This is a genomic window from Enterobacter wuhouensis, from assembly GCF_035835995.1.
Classification (GTDB): Bacteria; Pseudomonadota; Gammaproteobacteria; order Enterobacterales; family Enterobacteriaceae; genus Enterobacter; species Enterobacter wuhouensis.
Window position 1 is genome coordinate 3,600,816 of record NZ_CP142124.1, and the last position, 20,178, is coordinate 3,620,993.

Genomic DNA, 20,178 nt, shown 5'->3' on the forward strand with positions numbered 1-20,178 from the left:
TCAGGCAACCTTTGCAGCGGCAAATGAACTGATCAATGTGCAACCACAGGCACATTTGTGGCCGTGAAATGCAACCGGGATACCATGATCGAGATAATCAGGATTGCCTTCTATGATAGTTGTAGGGCCATGTCCCGGAACCGGGCAGGACACTTTGTCGCCTTTACGGGCAACGCCGATACCACCGAATTTCATCGTTTCTGAAGCGGTCAGTACCGAACCGCCGTGAGTGGTTTTATCGCCTTTACGAATAATTTGAAGCATAAATTTACCTCATTTCTCTGAGTTCCCTGGAAAGGTGCTTTTGCTTTACATATGTAATGTGCGTTTCTTACCAGGTGCTTTTAAAGTCAATTTGTCTCAATGAGGCCAACTCAACCCAGCCTGTAACTGTAGCCCCTGACTTTGTTTGATAAGAAACTTGGGTGTATTTGTTCTGCGTTTCCAATCGCTGAACATAATCACCATTGACAATAAAAGTGTTTGTTTTTTTCATGCCGGAATCAGATCTCTCAAAAAAGCACACACGCTTCTTACTTTGAACCTGATAAATAACTTCACCTGAAAGGCAATATTTTTGAGCTTTTTCGCATTCATTGTTATAGGTCAGTTTAATTGGGTTTTCTGGTTCGATGGTTGTGTTAAACAACTCTGCCTTGCGTTTGTCAAATAAAACCCATCCAATTATGCCTGAACCATCGGTATCGATCACTAATTTCGCGCTTATAATCGAGTTATCATCTTCATCAATTATTAATTTTATTTTGTTGGGTTTTACATTCCATTCATTAAATGGATAGTTACTGCTCCTCACTAACTCAGTAAAATATGAGTGGCACTGCTCCGGGCTTGCAGCAAAGGAGATGGACAACGGCAACAACGAAAGTAATAGAACCCTTATTCTTTTATAAAGCCTTCATTTACTCTCCCCTTTGATTTCATCTACAAATGCATGCCTCATTTTCGGAAAAATAGTTCAGTATATTTCTTACGCAGTGGATTTTTGTGAGACCTAGGTTGCCCGTTAGCCTAAATGCCCTATCATAAATTCCATCATATCTAAGGCTGATGTTGGCGTATTATCTCCTTTCTATAGCAATCAGTATTTTATGTGATTCGATTTTTTACTTCATTCGATTGGGTAGAATTTATCAATATCATCTCCTTGATTTGTGTAAATTTCTTGAGTCCCTTTTTTTACCAAGATGCTAAAAGGAGTGAGTTGCACGTTTTTACATTCTTCAAGTGATTTTTTGGTTATAGCGAATTTGTAGTATTTATTGTCAGTGTCATCTCCACTGATGTTGATACATTTTTCAGGTGCTGTAGTCAGTGCGTTTTTCTTAATGACATCTGGAATAATATTAAAAACAGTTTGTTCGTCACTTGATGGACCACTGGTATATCCGGTATTTTTTAAATCTGATAGTTTGAGCCATCCATCGACCGAATCGCCATTTTTCTTGAAATATGATGCAAACAAATATCCATTAAGAGTGGTGTATCCTGAAACTACATCACCGTTAATTATAAAAGCATTGTTAATCTTGTATTGTTCACTCGGCACGCTATTAAAGTAAAGTCTTGTTTTTGATGTGACTTTATAAATGTTCATAGAATGATCTACATATTCTTGTTCCTTCTCAGCTGTTTTGGACAACTCCGAACAAAAATCGCCAGCAAAAGTATAGCAGGAGAAACCATATAATAAGATGGATAGCATGATTTTAATCATTTCAATCCTCTGCTTTTCATCTGGCTACCTTTCAATATAGAAAGTAACTTTGAAGAATAAGTTTTTAGTGTTTAATGGTACCTGGGGAATATTTCTGTATGCGGCTAGAATCCACCCAGGAAGAATATACCACTCCGTCCTTTGCTTGATATTTAACATACGAAGCGCTCCCTGAGTTTCTTTCAACTTCCACATATTCCCCTGGTAGGATAAATACACCGTTTTCTGGGGTTGATAATTTATCATCTTTATAAAACTGTAATCGGGAATCACCATTGACTTTGAAAATTACTTTTTTGTTCAGGCAGTTGAGGTATACTGACGCGTATCTATTATCAAAACTTAATTTTTCTGGATTATCTGGATCAATAGTAACATCCTCCAAATTGAATTTGAGGTAATCATATTTCACCCATAAAAGAAAGCCTTCGCCTGGAGTGTCAGTTGACTGACTTTTATTGAATTGAACTTTAGCATTTATATCATTGCCACTGACACTGTCAACATCTGCTTTAATGAGACTCCTATTCACTTTCAACTCTTTTATCAAACTTGCATTACTGGAAGCTACTATTTTATCCAAGAATTGTGAGCATCTATCAAAATCATCATCAGTAACACTAGAAAATGCTGAGATAGAGTAAGTCAACAAAACAAAAGGAAGTGCTTTAAATTTAATCATGAATTTACCTCAGAAAACTCATTCGTGAATTTGGGTTTGATTGCCCCACATTCTTCTCTATATAGTTTTTGTGCTGAGTCTTGGGTTGAGTACCATCGGGCATAGTTTCCGCCGTGCTTATTAATATAGTACACAATATATTCCATTGAACTCTCAACAGAATCGAATACTACAAATTGTTTTGGCTTATCTGTGACTTGGGCATTTCCTCCCTGCCCACTTAACCCTCTTCCTTCTTTTTTACTCCAAATCCCAGTCGGTTGATATTCTGGATGTTGCGAGAAAAAGTCAGAACTCCATCCGTATGCTGGAGGAGCACCATGTACCTCCATACCAGGAGCACCACAATGTTGATATTGACCAGAAGTAAAGTGTTTGGTCTCGATACGAAACATTCTTTCAACTATCACAGACATGTCTTTACCGTATTTATCATATATTTTACGTAAAGCTTCTTTCCCATCTTGTACAGTGAAAAGTCCCGAATGTCGTTTTTTTATGCGAATCATTGCCCCTAGAAACATTATAGGATGCATATGCCATAACGAGGGGCCTAGCTTCTCCGTGGTGACATCCTGCATCCATGCCATTTTATCAAGAAAATCTTCGCTGTATTTTTTCCATTCAGGAGCATCTTTCTTCAGTGCATTCAGGAATGGTTGCCAGATAGCATCGCCTTTTTTGAAATACCAGTCGCTGGGATGTTTTACGATTGTTTTCTGAATGACGTCACGATAGTCAGGATTATGAAGTGCTCTCCAGTATTCCATCGGAGAGTAACGGTCGTTTCCACTATCAATTTTATCAAGAAGGCGCTGATAATTATGCTTTACCAGTGCATGACTGGTTCGCGTGTCACCGGTCGCAGCCTCATAGAGCGAGTTGATAAGGCTGCGGAAAAATCCAACTGGCTGGTTTTTTCCATCCAGGTAATCAAAGCTGACAGGCTCTACGGTTTCAGTTCTGAAACCCAACTTTGCCAAATCATACTGTGACAGAAGTTGAGGCTCCGCCAGACCTTTGGGCACATAGGCATTTTCCGGTCGCAGCTGCCAGTATTCTTGCTTTGTTGAAATATCAGTTTCAGTTGTGACTTTGCTCAACGGAAGAATGCCTGTCCGCGTTGTAGACGTTCCCCCCTTTGCGAAGGTGCCTTTCGCGACATCTTTTGTGTACAGAGAAAGGCCCGGAGAATACTTCAGCCAGAGTGGGTTTTTCTCCCCCACTTTATCTGGATTGGTCAGGAATTTTTCCAGGTTATCATCCATGCTGGTACATTCAATATGCACCTGATATCTCGCCTCATATCCCCCATCCTTTGGTGCCTGATAGTAGCCCATGTGCCCAATCGGGTCACCGGCCATAATAGCCAATGGTGAATTGAGACTTACCGTTTTATCAAATACCATGACTTCCTTTGCGGGAGGAAGCAAGTGTCGCCACCAGCCTGGACCGGCCCCCGGCGCTGACTTAATATTGTTATTATCCACAACAACCCAATAGCGCTGACCAGGAGTGAGAGTACTGCTGGTTTCTTCTGGTAAACCCTTTAGCGTCACAAGTCCGTATTTTCTCTTGTTACTTCCTGTGGCGTTAAGATTGCTGTCTGCTGGGTCCCACTCCACTCTAGCCCCTTTAGGCATGTGCCCGGCGATTTGTGGAGAAGTTTTATCTGAAGTCAATTTTGCCGTCAGCCAGTCCATTTCAGAATATGCTCTTAGAGTATCCTGAATGACCCACTGATTTTCTGCTTCGGCCTCATAAGCTGAATACGGCGCAAGATGCATATACAGGGTGTAGAAATGCAGTCCACTTGTTTCTTTTTCACCCGGCTGAATATAGTGTTTTACCAGAACGAATGAACCCGAAAAACTCAGCGGACCGGATTCCCAGGCAAGTGTCATATAATCATTGCAGACACGATAGGCAATGATTTCCCCATCTGCCATGCAACGTATAGCCTGCTCGCCTTTGAAAGCAACCGGGAAATCGAATGCCTCCAAAGGTGCTTTGCCACTGAGAGCACACCACGGAGTCGTGATATGCGTGATATGAATACCGCCATGCCACATCCCACTACGGCCAATAGCGTATTGTCCGGTTGACTCTCCATCCAGGTGGGAAAGGATATCCTCCAGGTTCCCAAATTCACTGCCTCGGTTGTTAGAGGGAATAGGCCAAACAATTTTAATTTTTCCTTTTTGGGTAGCCGAGGCGTTCTGCTCTGATGTGGTATTATCGCCATAACGATAAAGTGCATAGGGTATGTTTTGATCACGATATATCTGGGCAGGATAGAACCCCCTTTCCTGGACAAAATCAGATACCCAGTGTGTACCATTAAACATCGCCATATGACCATGCACATGATGTGGTGCTGCCTGGATTACGACAACATCCCCCACTTGCTGACCAGAAATTGTGAATACACCGCCAGTACGCACTGTTGTAGCGTTATCAACAACTTTAAAGTTATTTTCAAGCAGCCATGGGCCATAATTTTTAGCTGATTCAATTCCTGAATTTTTTGCAGATGCCCCTCCAGCGATTAATGCTTTTTTAACATAGCGGGCACATTTTGACTCACCATATTTAAGTTTTTTATCTATGCCATTTTTGAAATTTTCAGCGTTAATTTTCGCTCTGGCCAGGGCTTGAGTGTTTAAAACACTAACTGCGACATTCTTGTCCAGCATTTATTCTCCCCCCTCTGCTTGTCGAGGGCAATAAATACTACTATGAGATATGGGCTTAACAGAATCCATTAACCAGTTCCCGTTTTCTTTAACCAGGTTAATGGCATACAGGGATACGCCCTTACCATATCCTAATGTTAGCTTCACTTGTGCTACTTGGTCATTCTCTGAAATAGTTTCCACATTAATGCTGTCTTTCCATTCTTCACATATATCCTGGGCATCGACAAAATAATCAGCACCCGATTCATCATTATCCCGCAGACTTCTGAGATGCTCAGTTGTATATTCAAAAATAGCTTTTTGAGTTAGTTTATCAGCTGATTCCATATCAGGCATTTCAGACGCGACAAGGTAATCATGATAAAAATTTGCAACAACCCCCCCAGGAATTGAACTATTGTTTGCTGTAGCTGAGGCTATATTGGCCACGCAGAATAAGCAGCAAGCAAAAACAATCTTCTTCAACATGAACGTCTCTCCGTAGATATGTTGGTATTTGTACGAGTAGTCGAGGTGAGAAATTTAGAAAATGACCACGTTATTATTGTTCCGTTACGCTGGTGATTTTCCACTTCCCATCAATTCTTTCTAGAATAACCTTAAATTTAACTTTAAGCTCGCAACCCGCTCCTAAAATAACGTTGACTGAAGAGTCATTCTTTTTCTGAGATACATCAAAGGTACTGATACTTACTTTCCATGAAGGATAAATATCTTGTGATTTTGTAAAATAATCAACATCAGTATCAACCCAAGCACCATTCCAGTTACAAATATAACGCCCTTTAAACTGCTTGCATTCGCGCTTTTGTGTACATTTTCCTTCGAGTTCTTCTGCCGACACTGAATCATCAGAATCATAACTACACATCATTGAGTCGTTAATGCTTTTCATTAATGCATCAGAAACATATTGGTTGAGAAATCGACTGTTGTTCGATGATTCTTCTTTCAAATATGACTTATAAAAATTGTACACGATGCTTTCTGGGCTTGTTTGCTCGGATGCCAGTGTAAAATTTGATAAACAAAGCAAAAATGAAAATAAAAACACATTACGCATATGTGGAATTAATGGATCCATCATCAGCCCTTAGTCATTAAATGACTTACTGCTCATTTTATTTTCCTGAGTGATATCCGTCAGGCTGAAATTAGGTGTTTCGTTGGGGAGATTTGCGCCTGTGCCTGGTACCAGATAGTCAGACGTCTTCATAATGAACTCACCAGATGAACCATGTTCAATACCGTTCTTACTCAGCCTCAGGTAAGACCCGCCGCCGTTCAGCGTCAGGGTTTCCGGGGTGCTGATAATAATTTCATCTTCACTACTGGTCACCGTCAGCTGCTTTTCAGAAAACAGGGCCATCGTGTTGTGCTGAGCCTGAATCTCGATGTCTCCCTGGTTGGCAACCAGCTTCGCCCCGTCTTTATGCACAAACAGACCCAGGGCTTTTTCTGCCGTTACGGACAGATTTTTCATCGCACCGATATCAAGGTGCTGGCCTGCATTGATCATGGTGTTGCGGGTACTGCTGAGCTGAAGATGTGCACCTGAGGTCAGTGCCACCCCCTGCGGCGCGCTACCCAGCAGGACCGCAGACTGGAGGTCTTTGATTTTGTCGGTCACAAAACTAATCTGGGTATTGATATCAGTGACCAGGGCTCCGGCAGCTTCGGCGGCGCTGTTCAGCGCCTGCATCTGGCTGTTGGCCTGGTTAATCTGGTTGATGGCAGGGGCCATTTCCAGCACCGGGCCCTGGGCTCTGGCCTGGGCATCCGCCGTCAGGAACAGACCCTTTGCCGCACGTACTGCACCATGCTCATCCGTACGCAATTCAAAACCGGCGCCGCGTTTTTCTCGCTGACCGTTGACCAGATGACCCATATTCAGCTGCGTTTTGCCATATTCTGTCGCGAGCTTTATATGCTCTTCCTGGCGCTTATCCTCCATCCGCAGCTTATTGTTCGCCGGCGTGCGCCACACGTTCCGCGTATGATTATCACTGGTAACATGGTCCGGGTGTTCTGAATCGTGCAGGGCATAAGCGATGTACGGCCGATCCGGATCCCCGCCGTCAAAAACAACGGCCACTTCCGTTCCGTCGAGAAGCGGCGAGTGAAATCCGTAGGTATCTCCGGCATAGGGTTTAGCCAGCCGCAGCCACAGATAGGCATACCCCTGTTCAGCACTGTTGCGGTCGAAGTCCAGCTTCACGCGGTAGCGTCCTTCCGTGTCTAGCCAGGAATAGGTGTCGCCTTTCTGTGTGCTTTCCACCCGGGCCGGAAGTGAACCGGATATCACCGGGCGACTGAGCGGTGCCGGACGATAACAGACCGTTTCGCTGTAGGGGATCCCTTCAAACGTCAGCGTAAAGCTACTTTTGCGCGAACCGCTGGTGCGCACCGTGGTGATGAGGATGCCTTCTTTCACGGCATCGGGTAACGTGCCGTCTGTTTCCAGTACCTGACCCGGGGCCAGATGAGGGCTGGAGGAATGCCCGCTGACGCGATACTGCGCGTTCAGAATGCGTTCGTGACGCAGACGGGCGAAGTATGCCCCGCTCTCTGTACTTTCAGTATCACCCGCTGACAGGAAGGGTTCCGCATAATGGTACGTTTCCCCGGTGGTGATCCCTTCCTTGCTGAAAATACTTTCGGCGCTGTCCTGAGGGGTCAGCGCTTCGCGGTAGTTGTAGTCACGGGTGACCACACTCCCGCTCACCACATTGTATGCGGTCTGAATATCCCAGATGCTCTCCTGGCCGCTGTCACTCATCCCGGCCTGGCTGCGCAATGGCAGCGTGACGCCAAATTCATACTGCTGCTGGCTGTCCTGGAAAATCACCACGTCCTGTTCAAGACGGCTGTCCATTTCATAGCGCCAGTAAATGCCCACCTCCGCCAGCAGGCGCTGGATAAACTCAAGGTCTGTTTCCCGCCACTGGGTGATGAGCTCCCGGGAGGGATATTCCCGGGAGAGCCGGAACTCAAAATCGGGTCCTTCCAGGCCGTGTTTACGCAGTACCTGTTCAACCACTTCCGTGACCGACTGGTTGAGGAAAATCTGACTGCCCTTTGTAAAACCCAAAAGCGCGATGCGGGGAACCAGCGTCAGCGCGTAACGGGTATCCTCACCGGACGTGGATATCCGGCGAAATGACTCCACCACCCCGTAAAGCGTCCGGACCGGCAGCGCCGGGGCCCCGTCAAACACCGGGGTCTGGAAGGTAAATGACGCCGGTTTCAGCAGTAGCGTGTCGCAGGCAATATCCGCAGAGGAGCAGGTGACCGCCACGTCATACCGCCAGGGCTCGCTGAGGGATTCCACCGCGCTGTAGCGCAACACATCCAGAAACTCAGCACAGTCATGAACATCAACCCGGTAACGTGACTGGCCCAGGAGTTGCTGCACCGCATCGGTAGCCTTGTTGATCAGGGAACTGTTCATGACGCTTCTCCTTCTGCTTGTTCGTCAAATGCCAGCACAATCCCCTCTTCCTCATCCCAGCCCAGCGTCAGATGCTGCGGCTTCTGCCCCGCCGCCATATGGCTCAGCAGCTGCTGGCTCAGCACTGGCAGAATCTGCTGGTTAAGCAGGCTGTCGACGTTGCGCGCCCCGGTATCCGGCAGCAGGCAGGCGGCGGTCAGCGCATCGGACAGGCTTTCGCTGATATGGGTTGTCATTCCGTAGTGACGGTTGAGACGTTTGCTCACCTGCTCCAGCTTCATGCCCACGATGATTCGCATGGCGTCCTGTGCCAGCGTGCGGTAAACCACCGTCTGGAAGCGCGCCAGCAGCGCGGGCTGGAAGTGGTCGCGCAGCAGCGGGCGCAGCAGCTCATGCAGGTCTGATTCAGTGGACTCCGGTCGTTCGTCCAGCATCTGCATAATGTGGTCGCTGCCGAGGTTCGACGTCATCAGGATAACCGTGTTGCGGAAGTCGATTTCGCGCCCCTCGCCGTCGCGCATGAATCCCCGGTCGAATACCTGATAAAACAGGTTCATCACGTCGCGGTGGGCCTTCTCGACTTCATCCAGCAGCACCACGCTGTACGGGCGCTTGCGCACCGCTTCGGTGAGAATGCCGCCCTGGCCGTAGCCGACGTAGCCCGGCGGGGAACCCTTGAGCTGGGAGACGGTGTGCGGCTCCTGATACTCGGAGAGGTTGATGGTGATAAGGGATTTCTCGCCGCCGAAAAGCTCGTCCGCCAGCGCCAGCGCGGTTTCGGTCTTGCCGGTCCCGCTCGGGCCAACCAGCAGGAACACGCCCTGCGGGCCGTTCTCCGGCGAGAGCCCTGTTTTCGAGGCGCGCAGTCGCTGCGCGATGGCGTTCAGCGCCGCGTCCTGGCCCACCACGCGTTTGCCGAGGTTATTCTCAAGGCTCAGCAGCTCCGTCTGCTCGTCCTTCATCAGAGAGGAGAGCGGCACGCCGGTCCAGTCGGCGATGACCGTGGCGACGGTGCGCGCATCCACGTCAAGCCCCAGCAGCGGGGCATTTTGCTGCACGGCGACAAGCTGGTTCTGCAGGTCGGCAATGTCCGCCTGGCGGGAGATATCGGTGCGGCAGGCGAGCAGTTCTTCCGTGAGTTTCAGCTCCCGGCCGTACTGCGTTTCCCGCTCGTCGAGCTGCAGGATGATGCGGATTTCATCCTTTTCGATGGCGGCCAGCCGTTCGCCGTGCGCGCAGTTGCCCACCGCGATATCCTCCAGCAGCGCCTGCTTCTCCATATCCAGCGCCGTGAGCTGCGCTTTAAGACAGGTCAGCTGTTCCGGCACCGTATCCAGGCTCATGCGGATGCGGGCGGAGGCCGTGTCCAGCAGGTCCACCGCCTTGTCCGGCAGCTGGCGGCCGGTGAGGTAGCGTCTGGAGAGGGTAACCGCCGCCTTCACCGCTTCATCCGTAATGTGCACACCGTGATGCTCCGCGTAGCGCGACTTCAGGCCGCGCAGCATCAGGCAGGCGGTGTCGTCGTCCGGCTCGTCCACTTTCACCATCTGGAAGCGGCGCTCCAGCGCGGCGTCGCGCTCGAAGTACTGCTTGTACTCGCTCCAGGTGGTGGCGGCGATGGTTCTGAGTTCGCCTCTTGCCAGGGCCGGCTTCAGCAGGTTGGCCGCATCGGCCCCGCCCGCCTGGTTGCCCGCCCCGATAATCGTGTGGGCTTCATCAATGAACAGCAGCACCGGCAGCGGCGACTGCTGCACCGCCTCAATGATGTTTTTCAGGCGCTGCTCGAACTCCCCCTTGACCCCCGCCCCCGCCTGCAGCAGGCCGAGGTCGAGAGTGCGCACGGTGACCGGCTTCAGCGCGTCCGGCACGTTGCCGTCCGCAATACGCAGCGCCAGCCCCTCCACGAGGGCGGTCTTGCCGACGCCCGGCTCGCCGACCAGTATCGGGTTGTTCTTGCGGCGGCGGGACAGGATATCCACCATCTGGCGGATTTCGTTGTCGCGGCCGAACACAGGGTCGATTTTCCCCTCCCGGGCGCGGGCGGTAACGTCAAGGGTGAACTTGTCCAGCGCGTTCTGCAGCGCCGGGTTCAGCTCCCCTTCCTTTATACCGGAATTCACCGGACGGCCGACAAACTCCACCTCACCGCCCTGCGCCAGTTCCGCCTCCTGCTGCACTTCCGGACGCTCGTCCGACTGCGCATCCAGCAGCGGGCGCAGGCGCTCAAGCTGGCTCTGCGCCAGGGTCAGCAGCGGCCACAGGCCATCGCAGCGTACCCGGGACGGTTTCTCCGCCAGCGCCATCAGGAGGTGAATGCTGCGGATATGCGCCTCGCCCGCCAGCGAGGCGTGCAGCCAGGCGTCCTGCATCAGGGCCTGAATACCGTCCGAGAGCTGCGGGCGGCTGCGCACCGAGCGCGGCAGCGCGTCCATAAACCCCAGCAGGGCCTGCCATATCGCATCCATATCCCATTCGTAGCGGCGGGCCAGCACCGTCAGGTCGCCCTCGCCCTGCTCCAGCAGCTTCAGCAGCCAGTGCTCGGGCAGGATTTCCGCATGGGCGCGGGTCTGGCACAGGGAGGCGGCACCTTCCATCGCGCGGGCGCAGTAGGGATTAAGACGGCGTAACAGGATGGCTGGGTTTTCCATGAGATTCTCTCTTTATCAGTTCCGGGCACGCTACCGCCCGTCGCTGTAGACATACCAAAGCGCATCAGGTCAGGCAGGCAGATTGTGTGTTTTTGCTCAGGGCCCGTCAGAACGGGCGCTCAGCAAAAAAAGCAGACGGATAACCGTCTGCTTCGGGCCGTTAAGCGGTAGTACGTTCGTTCCAGGAATCGGAATGAATGATGTTGCCGTCTTTATAGGTCCAGGTAATTTTTTCGTAGCGCAGTTCAATCTGCTCGAGGTGGTTGTGCTTCTCGAAAGCCGGATCCTTGATGTCGTGCATCTTCGGATTCACCTTCACCAGCTTCACGTTCTCAAGCTTGGTGTTGAAGTACTCCACTTCCTGGCCCGCGTCGTTGATTTTGTACCATTTGAACTCCGCCGATTTCAGGGTCTGACCGGTGGTCACCGCCTTGTACAGGTACGGGCTGGAGGAGTCGATTTCCTTGGTGAACAGGAACGGCGTGTGGATACGCGTGCCGGTCAGCTTGCCGGTGTTGTTGTCGGTCGGGATGTACAGGTTATGCTCCTGCGCCACCACTTCGATGCTGCCTTCACGGTCCTTCACGTCCACGGAACCTTTAATGTCCGCGCCGCCGTCGTCCTTCAGCCACAGATAAACAGGAATTGCCATGTTAATTACTCCATTTCATTTTTTGAGACGTCATCATCCTGCGATGACGCGGGTGTGTTGCCCGGCAGCTGGCAGGCATTCGCCTGCGGCACCAGACTGATTTCGACACGGCGGTTCAGCGCGCGGCCTTCTGTCGTGTCGTTGGTGGCGACAGGGCGGCTTTCACCGTAGCCCTGCACCGCAAAACAGCTTTCCGGCACGTCGCCGGTATCGCGCATCCAGTCGCGCACCGACTCAGCACGTTTCAGGGAGAGCACCTGGTTGGATTTATCGTCGCCCGTGCTGTCGGTATGGCCCGCCACCACAATCAGCCAGCCCGGCTTTGCCTTAATGCCGACCAGCGAGTTCACCAGCAGCTTCGTCGAGCCGGGCTTCAGCTGCCATTTCCCGGTGTCGAAGAGCGACATGCTGTCGAGGCGGATAATTTTGGGCTGTGGCTTTGGCGCAGGTGCCGGAGGGGGCACATACGTGTCAATCGCCTGCTGTAATGCCAGCCATAAACGCTGGTCAGGGTAATATCCCAAAGCATACCTGATGGGTTCCCCCTGCCGCTGCCAGCGCTCCAGCAGAAGGGCATCTTGTTTAAGTGCAACAAGCGACCGCGCTTTGGGCTCGTAGTGGTTCATGGGTATGGCATACCAGCGCTGCAAATCCATTCCTACCTGGCGAATCAGCGCCGCGTTATTGACGGCGGAAAAAACCAACGCAGTCAGAGCGCATGCCAGAATCCATAAGACGAGACGACGAGTTCTCTGTCCCCCCTGTACGGGAGCGCAGTAAGGCGCAAGAATCGGCAACACCGCGTCCGGAAAACGCCCCGAAACTTCAGATGTTCCAACTGCCTGCGGCAAAATTAAATGCGTCAGACGACACAGGTGGTGCGACCACAGCGAAGACGCGTCACCAGATACCTTCCCACTTCGAAATGCGACCGCAAACGGATAAACCGCCGGAAAGAGCCGATCTTCTTTTGCCAGCTCATCCATCAGGATGGTGCGCATAAAAGCAAACGCTTCCCGTAGGACTGGCATCAGCGCCAGATGATTTTCCTGTTGCCAGTCATCCAGAGCCTGCGGCGTCTCATCGACCGGATAAACAACCGGTTTGTCGCTACGCACAACAAGCCATGGGGTTTCCGGGCCGGAAAACTCGCCGCTCAGAATGACCGGCACGGGAAATCCGGCTATCTGACTCAATTGCTTCATTTGCTGGCGTAACGCTTTCAGGGATGCTCTCAGCACGGCTTCATCCTGATGCCTGTCAGGCTGGCAGGAATACATAACGGAGATCTGTCCGGTATGACGCGGCTGCTGTTCGTGAATATCGCGAACAATGTCGCTCAGCCTGTTGACGTCATTCACCCGCAGCCACCAGCCCTGCGCGGTTTTGCGCAGCGTTTGTCCCTTGAATAATGCGTCCAGCTCATCCCCACACACGAGAACAACGGGCCCACCGGCATCAAAAAGCGGGAGATCGCAGAGGGATGTTTCCCCCTCCGCCACCCTCTGACCGGGGCGACCTTTTTTCCATACCAGCCAGAGAGCTAGCGCAACAATGCACACCGTCATGATGATTTTTAACAGCGTGCCTGCCGGTATGAATCCCCACAGCAGCCATACGAGCGCCGCAACACCCGCCAGAACGTGAAAGACCAGAGATACCAGGGCTGATTTACGCATTAGTGAGGTAACTCCGGTAACTGCTCTGACAACAGTGACTGAAGCCAGAGGTGCCCTCCCCACCACACAATGCCCGTAACCACAACAGCCGCAGCAACCCAGAACCATACTGAACGCAGCAGGCTGTAGCGGTGCTTTCCGGTCCGGCGCACAACCAGAGAGATATCCGCGTCCAGAGGCGGCACTCGCTCAGCAAGGGCCTTGATCACCTCTTCGCGCTGCGACTGACTGACAGAGCTTATGCTGTACAATCCGCGGAAGCCCAGCGCGATCACCCGGTGAAAACAGGTCAGAACGGCCATATTCGGCGCGGGCTGGCGCAACACCTCTGCGATACGATCCCAGAGGGCTTCGCCTGCGTGTAATGAACCAAAATAGCGGGCCTGCAACGGCGCTTTTCGCCAGGCAGCCTGACCTGCCTCAATATCATTGCCCTCGCTCGGCGCTCTGCTCATGACCACTTCGTCAAGCAACGCGCACTGTGCGTAGGAAATATGTTCAATGCTGGCCTCGTCGTATCCAGCACGATCCAGCACTTCGCGCACACTCTCTACGTGCTTAGAGCACTTTTCATAAAGCACATCACCATCTGGCGTCGTTGCCCCCTGCTGAAGCAGAGTGACGGTGAGCCAGGTTTCCGCCATCAGTTCATCAATATCAATGTCTTTTCTCATGACCGCAGCACCGCAAACAGTTCTAGCTCAAGCCTTCCCAACAGCGCCGGCACGTAGAACATGCAAATGCCCTGTTCCAGCATGTCCCGGGCGGCAGCACTTTCCATGTCCAGCGCGAAGTACTGATTCTCCATCCGTACCGGCAGCGCTGCAGGAACGCGATTAACTGCAATAAGCGGGATCCCCTGCAGGGCGACTGACGAAATAGCACTGACATCATCCGGTGAACCCGCCTTACACAACGCCGGGAATTTCTCTGCTACCTGCCACGCAGGAACGTCAGATCTGACGGACAGATAAAGATCGGCCTCTTCGCGCAGACGAATATCGTGCAGCGAGGCTTTCCATGTCTGCTCGTCCGGTCTGGACATCTCCAGCGCAATCACTCGTGACGGCAGGCTGGCTTCCAGCAGGCCGGTAATCAGTTCAAACAGTGGCGGAAACGTTTTTTCGGGTGCAGCATGGTCATAGCCGGGAATGGCGTCCAAATCGCTGTCGAGAGAAAACGTCAGCATACTGCCGGCCAGACGCGCAAGCTCCGCCCACACCTGTTCTGGATGACGATCGGGAAAACGTTCAAATTCCGTCAGTACTCTTGCATGGGAGTTCAGTGCATTGAGCAGCCAGAACAGAGAGACGTCTGCCACCGCGAAATCTGCCAGACGCTCGTTGCTTTCACGACGCATGGACATCAGGCGCTGGCGACGGGAGCGCAGTTGGCGGTTCAGCAGCACCAGTCTTTCCCTCATCGACGGGCTTGAAGAGAACAGTGCCATTGGCGGAATGAATGCCGGATCCTGACGCCACCCTTGTCCGTCGCGAATCAGACGCGCAACCGGGCAGCACCGCCACGAAGCGTTATCCTCATGTTCAAAACGGATCGCCAGGTTATAGCGGGCGACAGCAACGGATTCCTCCTCGCTGCCAAACGCGTCCTGGATATTGACCCACTCTTCCCGATAGCGGAGCGGTCGGTCTGCCAAAACCGATTCCTGCTGCACGTTGTTCAGCCCGTACTGCATGAGCGGAAGGGCGATCACCACCGTAACCGCGTCCGAATACTGCGAGGTCCCGAGCTCGCGCGGCTCCGGCGGCAAATCGCTGACCGTTGTGTCTACCAGCGTGCCGTCAGGCAGCCAGAGCCGCAGGTATGTAACCTGAAGAAGGCCCGAAACCAGCAGCCTTTCATCAAATTCAACCCGCTCTACGCCCCACGCAAATGGCGATGAGAGAGCCGCAACGCCCGCGCTGCGAAAGGCCTCCCATTCAGACTGTTGCTGGAACTGCTGAGGGGACAGCAGCGCCCCCTCGTTCCACAGCGGACGATAAATTTTCATCCCTGCTCCCGCCTTACGCTTTCGCTTTCGGCATCTGGCTTACCAGAGACAGATTCACGTCCATGCCTTCCACCTGGAAGTGCGGCACCGCAAACAGCTTCACGCGGAAGAAGCCCGGGTTGTCCTCGATATCTTCCACCACCACCTTCGCATCGCGCAGCGGGTGGGAAGCCTGCAGCTCGTCGCCCGGATCGGTCATTTCCGTCACCAGACCCCGCACCCAGGTGTTCAGCTCCAGCTCCAGCAGACGGCGATCCTTGGTGGTGCCGATGTTTTCGCGCTGAATAAGCTTCAGGTAGTGCGCAATACGCGACAGCAGGAAGATGTACGGCAGGCGCGCGTTGATACGGCTGTTCGCCGTCGCGTCGGCGGTGTCGTACAGGGCCGGTTTCTGGGCGGAGTTCGCCGAGAAGAAGCAGGCGTAGTCGCGGTTCTTGTAGTAAGACAGCGGGATAAAGCCCAGGTTGGCGAATTCAAACTCGCGGGTTTCCGGGATCATCACCTCAGACGGGATTTTCACCTGGTTACCGGTGCCGAGGTCATACAGGTGGATCGGCAGATCTTTCACCGCACCACCGGCCTGCGGGCCACGGATCTGCACGCACCAGCCGTTATTGACGAAGCTCTTCACCATGTTGGAGGCGAAGGAGAACGACGCGCTGGTCCACAGGTATTTCTCGTGATCCGGGCCTTTCACCTGCTCGACATAGTTAAAGCTGCGCACCGGCACGGTGTCCGGACCGTACGGCAGACGCCCCAGCACGCGCGGCATCACCAGGCCGATATAGCGCGAATCGTCGGTGTCGCGGAAGGACTTCCACTTGATGTACTCGGCGCGATCGAAGTAGTTGCCGATGTCTTTAATCGCGGCGACCTCTTCCATGGAGTCTTTCAGGAAGAATTTCGGCCCGACGGCGCCGATAAACGGCATGTGCGCGGCAGCAGACACCTTAGAGATGTTGCGCAGCAGCGCCACGTCCTGCGGGCTGGCGTCGAATTCATAGGAGGAGATCACCGAGCCAATCGGCTCACCGCCCGGGGTGTCATATTCAGCGGTATAGGTGTGCCAGTAGAGTCCGCTCTGGATCAGTTCCGGCGCGTCTTCAAAGTCCTGGCGCAGATCGTCTTTAGACACGTCCAGAATTTCGGTTTTGACGTTCTGGCGGTAGTCGGTACCGTCCACCAGCTGCTTCAGGCCGCGCCAGAGGGATTCCACCTTCTGGAACTCGGGGTGGTGCATCACCGCGTCCAGCTGGCGGCTGATCTGGAAGTCCAGCTCCGCGATGTGGTGGTCAATCAGCGTTTTGTCGAGTTTCTCAACCTGCTGACCGGACTTGCGGATACAGTCCATAAATACCTGCATCGCCGCCGTCAGGCGCTCGCCAGCCGGCGCGTCAGACAGCGCCGCATCATCCAGAAACGCGTTAATATCACCCAGGCTGGAAGCCGGAGTCAGGTTGATTTTTTCAAACAGGGAGGCATAAACGCTCTCTTTTTCCAGTACGGTGGTCTGCCCCTGTGCGGAGGCGTTTTCAGAATTTACAGACATCAGCATATTCCCGGTTAATCCATTAAATAACGCACGCCGCTTATTTCGGGGCCAGTGCACTCATATCGTCGCGTAATTCCTGAGACAGCGCCGGGTCTTTAAGAATTTTCTCGAGCTCTTTTCTGAAAGTGGCGTTATCAAGGAGATTGGATTTGAGATCGCGTAATAAATTACGCATCGCCAGCATGGCGCGGAGCTGAGGGATTTGACGGGCCACCTGCTCAGGCTCGAAATCTTTAATATCGGAGAAATTCAGTTTCACATTTTCTTCCGCCCCCTCGCCGGCCAGCGTGTTCTGCACGGTCAGATTTACCTCCGGGTTAAATTCCGAAAGTACGCTGTTGAAGTTATTTTTATTGACGTTAATTTTTTCTCTTTCAGATAATGGACGGCTCTCTTTACCATTACTGAAATCACCGACGGTGAGGAGCTTAAGCGGCAGTTCGACTTTCTTCTGCGCACCGCCTGTATGCAGGCTTAATTTAAGATTTATGCGTGCCTTGGGCACCTCGTTCTGGAACGTATCAGCCATAGCGGTCCCTTTCCTTAAGGAATGTTTGTTGAAAATAACGACGTTTCTTTACAAAGCCATAGTAGAACAAAACACTACCATAGATCAACCAATCAGATCTTAGATCCAATATGAGACTTTTATTAAGAATTTTCCACTGAATGCGCCCAGCAGACGACACTCTGCATGCATTAAAAACACGAACCATTAACTGTTTATTCACAAAAACATGGAATTAATATCTGCCACTGATGAAAACATCAGTTTTATAACTGAGCACACTCGTTTTGTTGATGTGTATCAATACATGAATACCGCGATAGATATCCTTGCGCTTGAGAAAATCCTGAAGGCGTAATGAGCAATAGCTTAATTTTGTGACAGGTATCAGTAATAAAAAAGTCCAATTCTGGACAGTAGTTTCATTACACAGGCTTGATGAAAAAAATTAAGATACACGATCTCCCACATCACAGTCCGTGCCGGGCTCCAATAATTGCCAGAAAACTGAGGTGAATATCACAGTTGCCTGCAGCCATCAGCGTGAACAACGTGCTTACTTTTGTTTATTTAATACCTTTCCCAGGTAAATGACGCTTCTCACCCTTTTACCGGCAGCTGCAGACGCGATCATTTTTTTGGTGATGGTATTCTCTCCGTTTATTGGTTCGAGGCATCAGAAACGATACCCTAAACCCATTCCCCATGAGCTGATGCGATTATTCCGTAACCATGAGTATTCCCATGATGTGTCCAGCACCAGATTTTTTGACAGATTAAACTGAACCCCAACGCCTCCAACCAGGCCATAATCAGAGCTAAATTCGTGAACGTGATGAATGCTGCCGCGGGAACGGGGTTTTGCTCTGAGTCGTCTTTTTGATTTTTTTCGTACCTTTCGCTGAGAAGGCGTTATGTATTCCAGGTCGCTACGCAACGAGGAGGCACCGACTAAACCATAAACGCTGACGTAGGGATTAATTCGCCAGGCCGGCCCTGCCGACAGGCTCAGATATTGCGTATTAAAACTGAATTGACTTCCAGACTCTGCTCGCTTGCTCGTGCCGTTTTTACTGTATAAAACAGAAAACATGACGCCCAGACGATCGCCCGCCTCTACCCGCACATGAAGGTGCGGGACAATATGAGCTTTGCCCTGAAGCTTGCCGGGGTCTCAAAAACGGAACGGATGACGCGCGTGGACGCGGCTGCGGAAATCCTGGGGCTGACGCATTTGCTCGATCGCCTCCCGCACGATCAAACGGAAGCCATGACCATGGCGGACAGAATTGTGGTGCTGAATGCCGGCCATATTGAGCAGGTCGGCACGCCGGAGGAGCTATACCGTGACCCGGATAACCTCTTTGTCGCGGGCTTTATCGGCACGCCGGAAATTAACACATTAAAAGGCATGATTCAGAACGGCGAAATCGTGTTGCACAACGGCTACCGTTTCGCCTCCCCCCTCGGCCCACGCGCTGAAGGGATGGATGTTATCTGCGCCACGCGCCCACACTATCTGCGGATAAGCGATTCAGGGATAGCCGCAGAAATTGTGCTGATAGAAATGACCGGTGAAGGGCAGGAGATCCGGGTGCGTGTTGGCGACCAGGAGCTGATCGTGGTGGCCCATGAGAAGCTGGACGTTAACGCGGGGCAGAAGGTCTTTCTCACCGTAGATGCAGCGAAAATCTTCTTGTTTGAAGCCGAAACCGGCAAACGCCTGCGGGCATAGCGTGCTCGCCAATCCCCTTCAGCAACCGCTGAAGGGGCCATTGATCTCATTACAGTTTTTTCCTAAAGCCATCCCGCTTCGCCTGTGTCATGCTGAATCACGCTCATAACCGATAACGTTAAATGAGGATATTATGAAAAAAACAATTATCGCATTATCTGCCGTTCTGCTGGCTTCCCCTGTTTTTGCTGCGACCACACATGCTACCGATGACACCGTCGCCGCGGCGAATGCAAACGCTAACGAGGCGAAGCAAAAACTGCATGAAGAGCAGAACAAGGGCGAAGAGCTGAAGCTGAAACAGCAGCACGCTGCGGAAGGTAAAAGCGACAGCGTTGGCAGCAAGGTCAGCGAAGATTCCCAGAAAGCCTGGCATAAAACCAAAGAAGGTACCGAGAAAGGGTGGGATGCCACCAAAGAAGGTGCCGAGAAAGGCTGGAACAAAACCAAGCAGGGTGCCGGTGAGCTAGAAAAGAAAGTGACTGAGTAACCCCTCATAAAGGCCGCAGTTGCGGCCTTTTTATTTGCCTGCCGTTTAACCTCTTTTTCATCCTGATTAATATAAGCATGTATTTTTACTGAGTCTTTTCATTATTTTCCTTTCGCTAGCAGATATTGAATTCCCCACCAGAATATATTTAAAATATGTGCACAAACATAATATATCCTATAGCAAAAACTTTACCCTAACTTAAATGGCAATTAAGCAACCATTAACAAAAGCCCTGGAAATAATTTAATAATACGTCCATTCCGTTATTATCGCTTCGCTTACATATTAAATACCCTGCTTACTAAAAACACAAGCAATTGAAAAGGAAGACAT

The 20,178-nt window shown here is 51.5% G+C and carries 18 protein-coding genes; 2 read left to right on the top strand and 16 right to left on the bottom strand.

The window, feature by feature from the left end:
• The 16 genes from VPX56_RS17170 to VPX56_RS23045 form a co-directional block, all read right to left on the bottom strand.
• Nucleotides 1-264, bottom strand: coding sequence for a PAAR domain-containing protein (locus VPX56_RS17170; protein ID WP_111465610.1), 264 nt, complete (start codon nt 262-264; stop codon nt 1-3).
• Between the two features lie 67 nt (nt 265-331).
• Complete coding sequence (locus VPX56_RS17175) at nt 332-880, bottom strand: hypothetical protein (RefSeq protein ID WP_326467882.1); 549 nt, start codon at nt 878-880, stop codon at nt 332-334.
• Between the two features lie 249 nt (nt 881-1,129).
• Nucleotides 1,130-1,735 carry a hypothetical protein gene (locus VPX56_RS17180; RefSeq protein WP_326467884.1) on the bottom strand — a complete coding sequence of 202 codons (606 nt, stop codon included), beginning with the start codon at nt 1,733-1,735 and terminating at the stop codon, nt 1,130-1,132.
• A 64-nt stretch (nt 1,736-1,799) separates the two neighbouring features.
• Nucleotides 1,800-2,417: a hypothetical protein gene (locus VPX56_RS17185; protein ID WP_326467886.1), complete on the bottom strand. Its 618-nt coding sequence runs from the start codon at nt 2,415-2,417 to the stop codon at nt 1,800-1,802.
• Entirely contained in the window at nt 2,414-4,771 is a 2,358-nt protein-coding gene (locus tag VPX56_RS17190) for a hypothetical protein (RefSeq protein ID WP_407655155.1), read from the bottom strand. Before VPX56_RS17190 ends, VPX56_RS17185 begins: the two co-directional genes overlap by 4 nt.
• Nucleotides 4,772-5,113: 342 nt before the next feature.
• Complete coding sequence (locus tag VPX56_RS17195) at nt 5,114-5,584, bottom strand: DUF3828 domain-containing protein (RefSeq protein ID WP_326467889.1); 471 nt, start codon at nt 5,582-5,584, stop codon at nt 5,114-5,116.
• Between the two features lie 73 nt (nt 5,585-5,657).
• Nucleotides 5,658-6,203: a DUF3828 domain-containing protein gene (locus VPX56_RS17200; protein WP_326467891.1), complete on the bottom strand. Its 546-nt coding sequence runs from the start codon at nt 6,201-6,203 to the stop codon at nt 5,658-5,660.
• Nucleotides 6,204-6,209: 6 nt separating this feature from the next.
• The gene (locus VPX56_RS17205; protein WP_326467893.1) at nt 6,210-8,567 is read right to left on the bottom strand and encodes a type VI secretion system Vgr family protein; all 2,358 of its coding nucleotides are present in this window, start codon (nt 8,565-8,567) and stop codon (nt 6,210-6,212) included.
• Entirely contained in the window at nt 8,564-11,215 is a 2,652-nt protein-coding gene (gene tssH, locus VPX56_RS17210; protein WP_326467895.1) for a type VI secretion system ATPase TssH, read from the bottom strand. Before tssH ends, VPX56_RS17205 begins: the two co-directional genes overlap by 4 nt.
• Nucleotides 11,216-11,375: 160 nt before the next feature.
• Nucleotides 11,376-11,867, bottom strand: a complete 492-nt coding sequence (gene hcp, locus VPX56_RS17215; protein ID WP_029883904.1) for a type VI secretion system effector Hcp — start codon at nt 11,865-11,867, stop codon at nt 11,376-11,378.
• 5 nt (nt 11,868-11,872) lie between these two features.
• Nucleotides 11,873-13,546: an OmpA family protein gene (locus VPX56_RS17220; protein WP_326467898.1), complete on the bottom strand. Its 1,674-nt coding sequence runs from the start codon at nt 13,544-13,546 to the stop codon at nt 11,873-11,875.
• Nucleotides 13,546-14,220 carry a type VI secretion system protein TssL, short form gene (gene tssL / locus VPX56_RS17225; RefSeq protein WP_326467900.1) on the bottom strand — a complete coding sequence of 225 codons (675 nt, stop codon included), beginning with the start codon at nt 14,218-14,220 and terminating at the stop codon, nt 13,546-13,548. Before tssL ends, VPX56_RS17220 begins: the two co-directional genes overlap by 1 nt.
• Nucleotides 14,217-15,557, bottom strand: coding sequence for a type VI secretion system baseplate subunit TssK (tssK, locus tag VPX56_RS17230; RefSeq protein WP_263611327.1), 1,341 nt, complete (start codon nt 15,555-15,557; stop codon nt 14,217-14,219). The genes tssL and tssK overlap by 4 nt, the downstream gene beginning before the upstream one ends.
• A gap of 13 nt (nt 15,558-15,570) precedes the next feature.
• Nucleotides 15,571-17,106, bottom strand: a complete 1,536-nt coding sequence (gene tssC, locus VPX56_RS17235) for a type VI secretion system contractile sheath large subunit (RefSeq protein ID WP_326467903.1) — start codon at nt 17,104-17,106, stop codon at nt 15,571-15,573.
• A 40-nt stretch (nt 17,107-17,146) separates the two neighbouring features.
• On the bottom strand, nt 17,147-17,638 hold the full coding sequence (gene tssB / locus VPX56_RS17240) for a type VI secretion system contractile sheath small subunit (RefSeq protein ID WP_326467905.1): 492 nt from the start codon (nt 17,636-17,638) through the stop codon (nt 17,147-17,149).
• A 655-nt stretch (nt 17,639-18,293) separates the two neighbouring features.
• A complete protein-coding gene (locus VPX56_RS23045) occupies nt 18,294-18,710 on the bottom strand; it encodes an Ail/Lom family outer membrane beta-barrel protein (protein ID WP_407655047.1) in 417 nt (138 codons plus the stop codon).
• Between the two features lie 51 nt (nt 18,711-18,761).
• Here VPX56_RS23045 and VPX56_RS17245 point away from each other — a divergent pair, with 51 nt between their 5' ends.
• Together VPX56_RS17245 and VPX56_RS17250 are read left to right on the top strand one after the other, a co-directional pair.
• Nucleotides 18,762-19,352 (top strand): TOBE domain-containing protein, encoded by a 591-nt coding sequence (locus VPX56_RS17245; RefSeq protein WP_326467907.1) that lies wholly within the window; start codon nt 18,762-18,764, stop codon nt 19,350-19,352.
• A 133-nt stretch (nt 19,353-19,485) separates the two neighbouring features.
• Nucleotides 19,486-19,842 carry a hypothetical protein gene (locus VPX56_RS17250; RefSeq protein ID WP_131633815.1) on the top strand — a complete coding sequence of 119 codons (357 nt, stop codon included), beginning with the start codon at nt 19,486-19,488 and terminating at the stop codon, nt 19,840-19,842.
• The last annotated feature ends 336 nt before the right edge of the window (nt 19,843-20,178 follow it).

Bases quoted from the DNA above. Each gene is read 5' to 3' on its own strand.
- VPX56_RS17170 (WP_111465610.1), bottom strand. From the start codon at position 264: ATGCTTCAAATTATTCGTAAAGGCGATAAAACCACTCACGGCGGTTCG.
- VPX56_RS17180 (WP_326467884.1), bottom strand. From the start codon at position 1,735: ATGATTAAAATCATGCTATCCATCTTATTATATGGTTTCTCCTGCTAT.
- VPX56_RS17185 (WP_326467886.1), bottom strand. From the start codon at position 2,417: ATGATTAAATTTAAAGCACTTCCTTTTGTTTTGTTGACTTACTCTATC.
- VPX56_RS17190 (WP_407655155.1), bottom strand. From the start codon at position 4,771: ATGGCGATGTTTAATGGTACACACTGGGTATCTGATTTTGTCCAGGAA.
- VPX56_RS17195 (WP_326467889.1), bottom strand. From the start codon at position 5,584: ATGTTGAAGAAGATTGTTTTTGCTTGCTGCTTATTCTGCGTGGCCAAT.
- VPX56_RS17200 (WP_326467891.1), bottom strand. From the start codon at position 6,203: ATGATGGATCCATTAATTCCACATATGCGTAATGTGTTTTTATTTTCA.
- VPX56_RS17205 (WP_326467893.1), bottom strand. From the start codon at position 8,567: ATGAACAGTTCCCTGATCAACAAGGCTACCGATGCGGTGCAGCAACTC.
- tssH (WP_326467895.1), bottom strand. From the start codon at position 11,215: ATGGAAAACCCAGCCATCCTGTTACGCCGTCTTAATCCCTACTGCGCC.
- hcp (WP_029883904.1), bottom strand. From the start codon at position 11,867: ATGGCAATTCCTGTTTATCTGTGGCTGAAGGACGACGGCGGCGCGGAC.
- VPX56_RS17220 (WP_326467898.1), bottom strand. From the start codon at position 13,546: ATGCGTAAATCAGCCCTGGTATCTCTGGTCTTTCACGTTCTGGCGGGT.
- tssL (WP_326467900.1), bottom strand. From the start codon at position 14,220: ATGAGAAAAGACATTGATATTGATGAACTGATGGCGGAAACCTGGCTC.
- tssK (WP_263611327.1), bottom strand. From the start codon at position 15,557: ATGAAAATTTATCGTCCGCTGTGGAACGAGGGGGCGCTGCTGTCCCCT.
- tssC (WP_326467903.1), bottom strand. From the start codon at position 17,106: ATGTCTGTAAATTCTGAAAACGCCTCCGCACAGGGGCAGACCACCGTA.
- tssB (WP_326467905.1), bottom strand. From the start codon at position 17,638: ATGGCTGATACGTTCCAGAACGAGGTGCCCAAGGCACGCATAAATCTT.
- VPX56_RS23045 (WP_407655047.1), bottom strand. From the start codon at position 18,710: ATGTTTTCTGTTTTATACAGTAAAAACGGCACGAGCAAGCGAGCAGAG.
- VPX56_RS17245 (WP_326467907.1), top strand. From the start codon at position 18,762: ATGAGCTTTGCCCTGAAGCTTGCCGGGGTCTCAAAAACGGAACGGATG.
- VPX56_RS17250 (WP_131633815.1), top strand. From the start codon at position 19,486: ATGAAAAAAACAATTATCGCATTATCTGCCGTTCTGCTGGCTTCCCCT.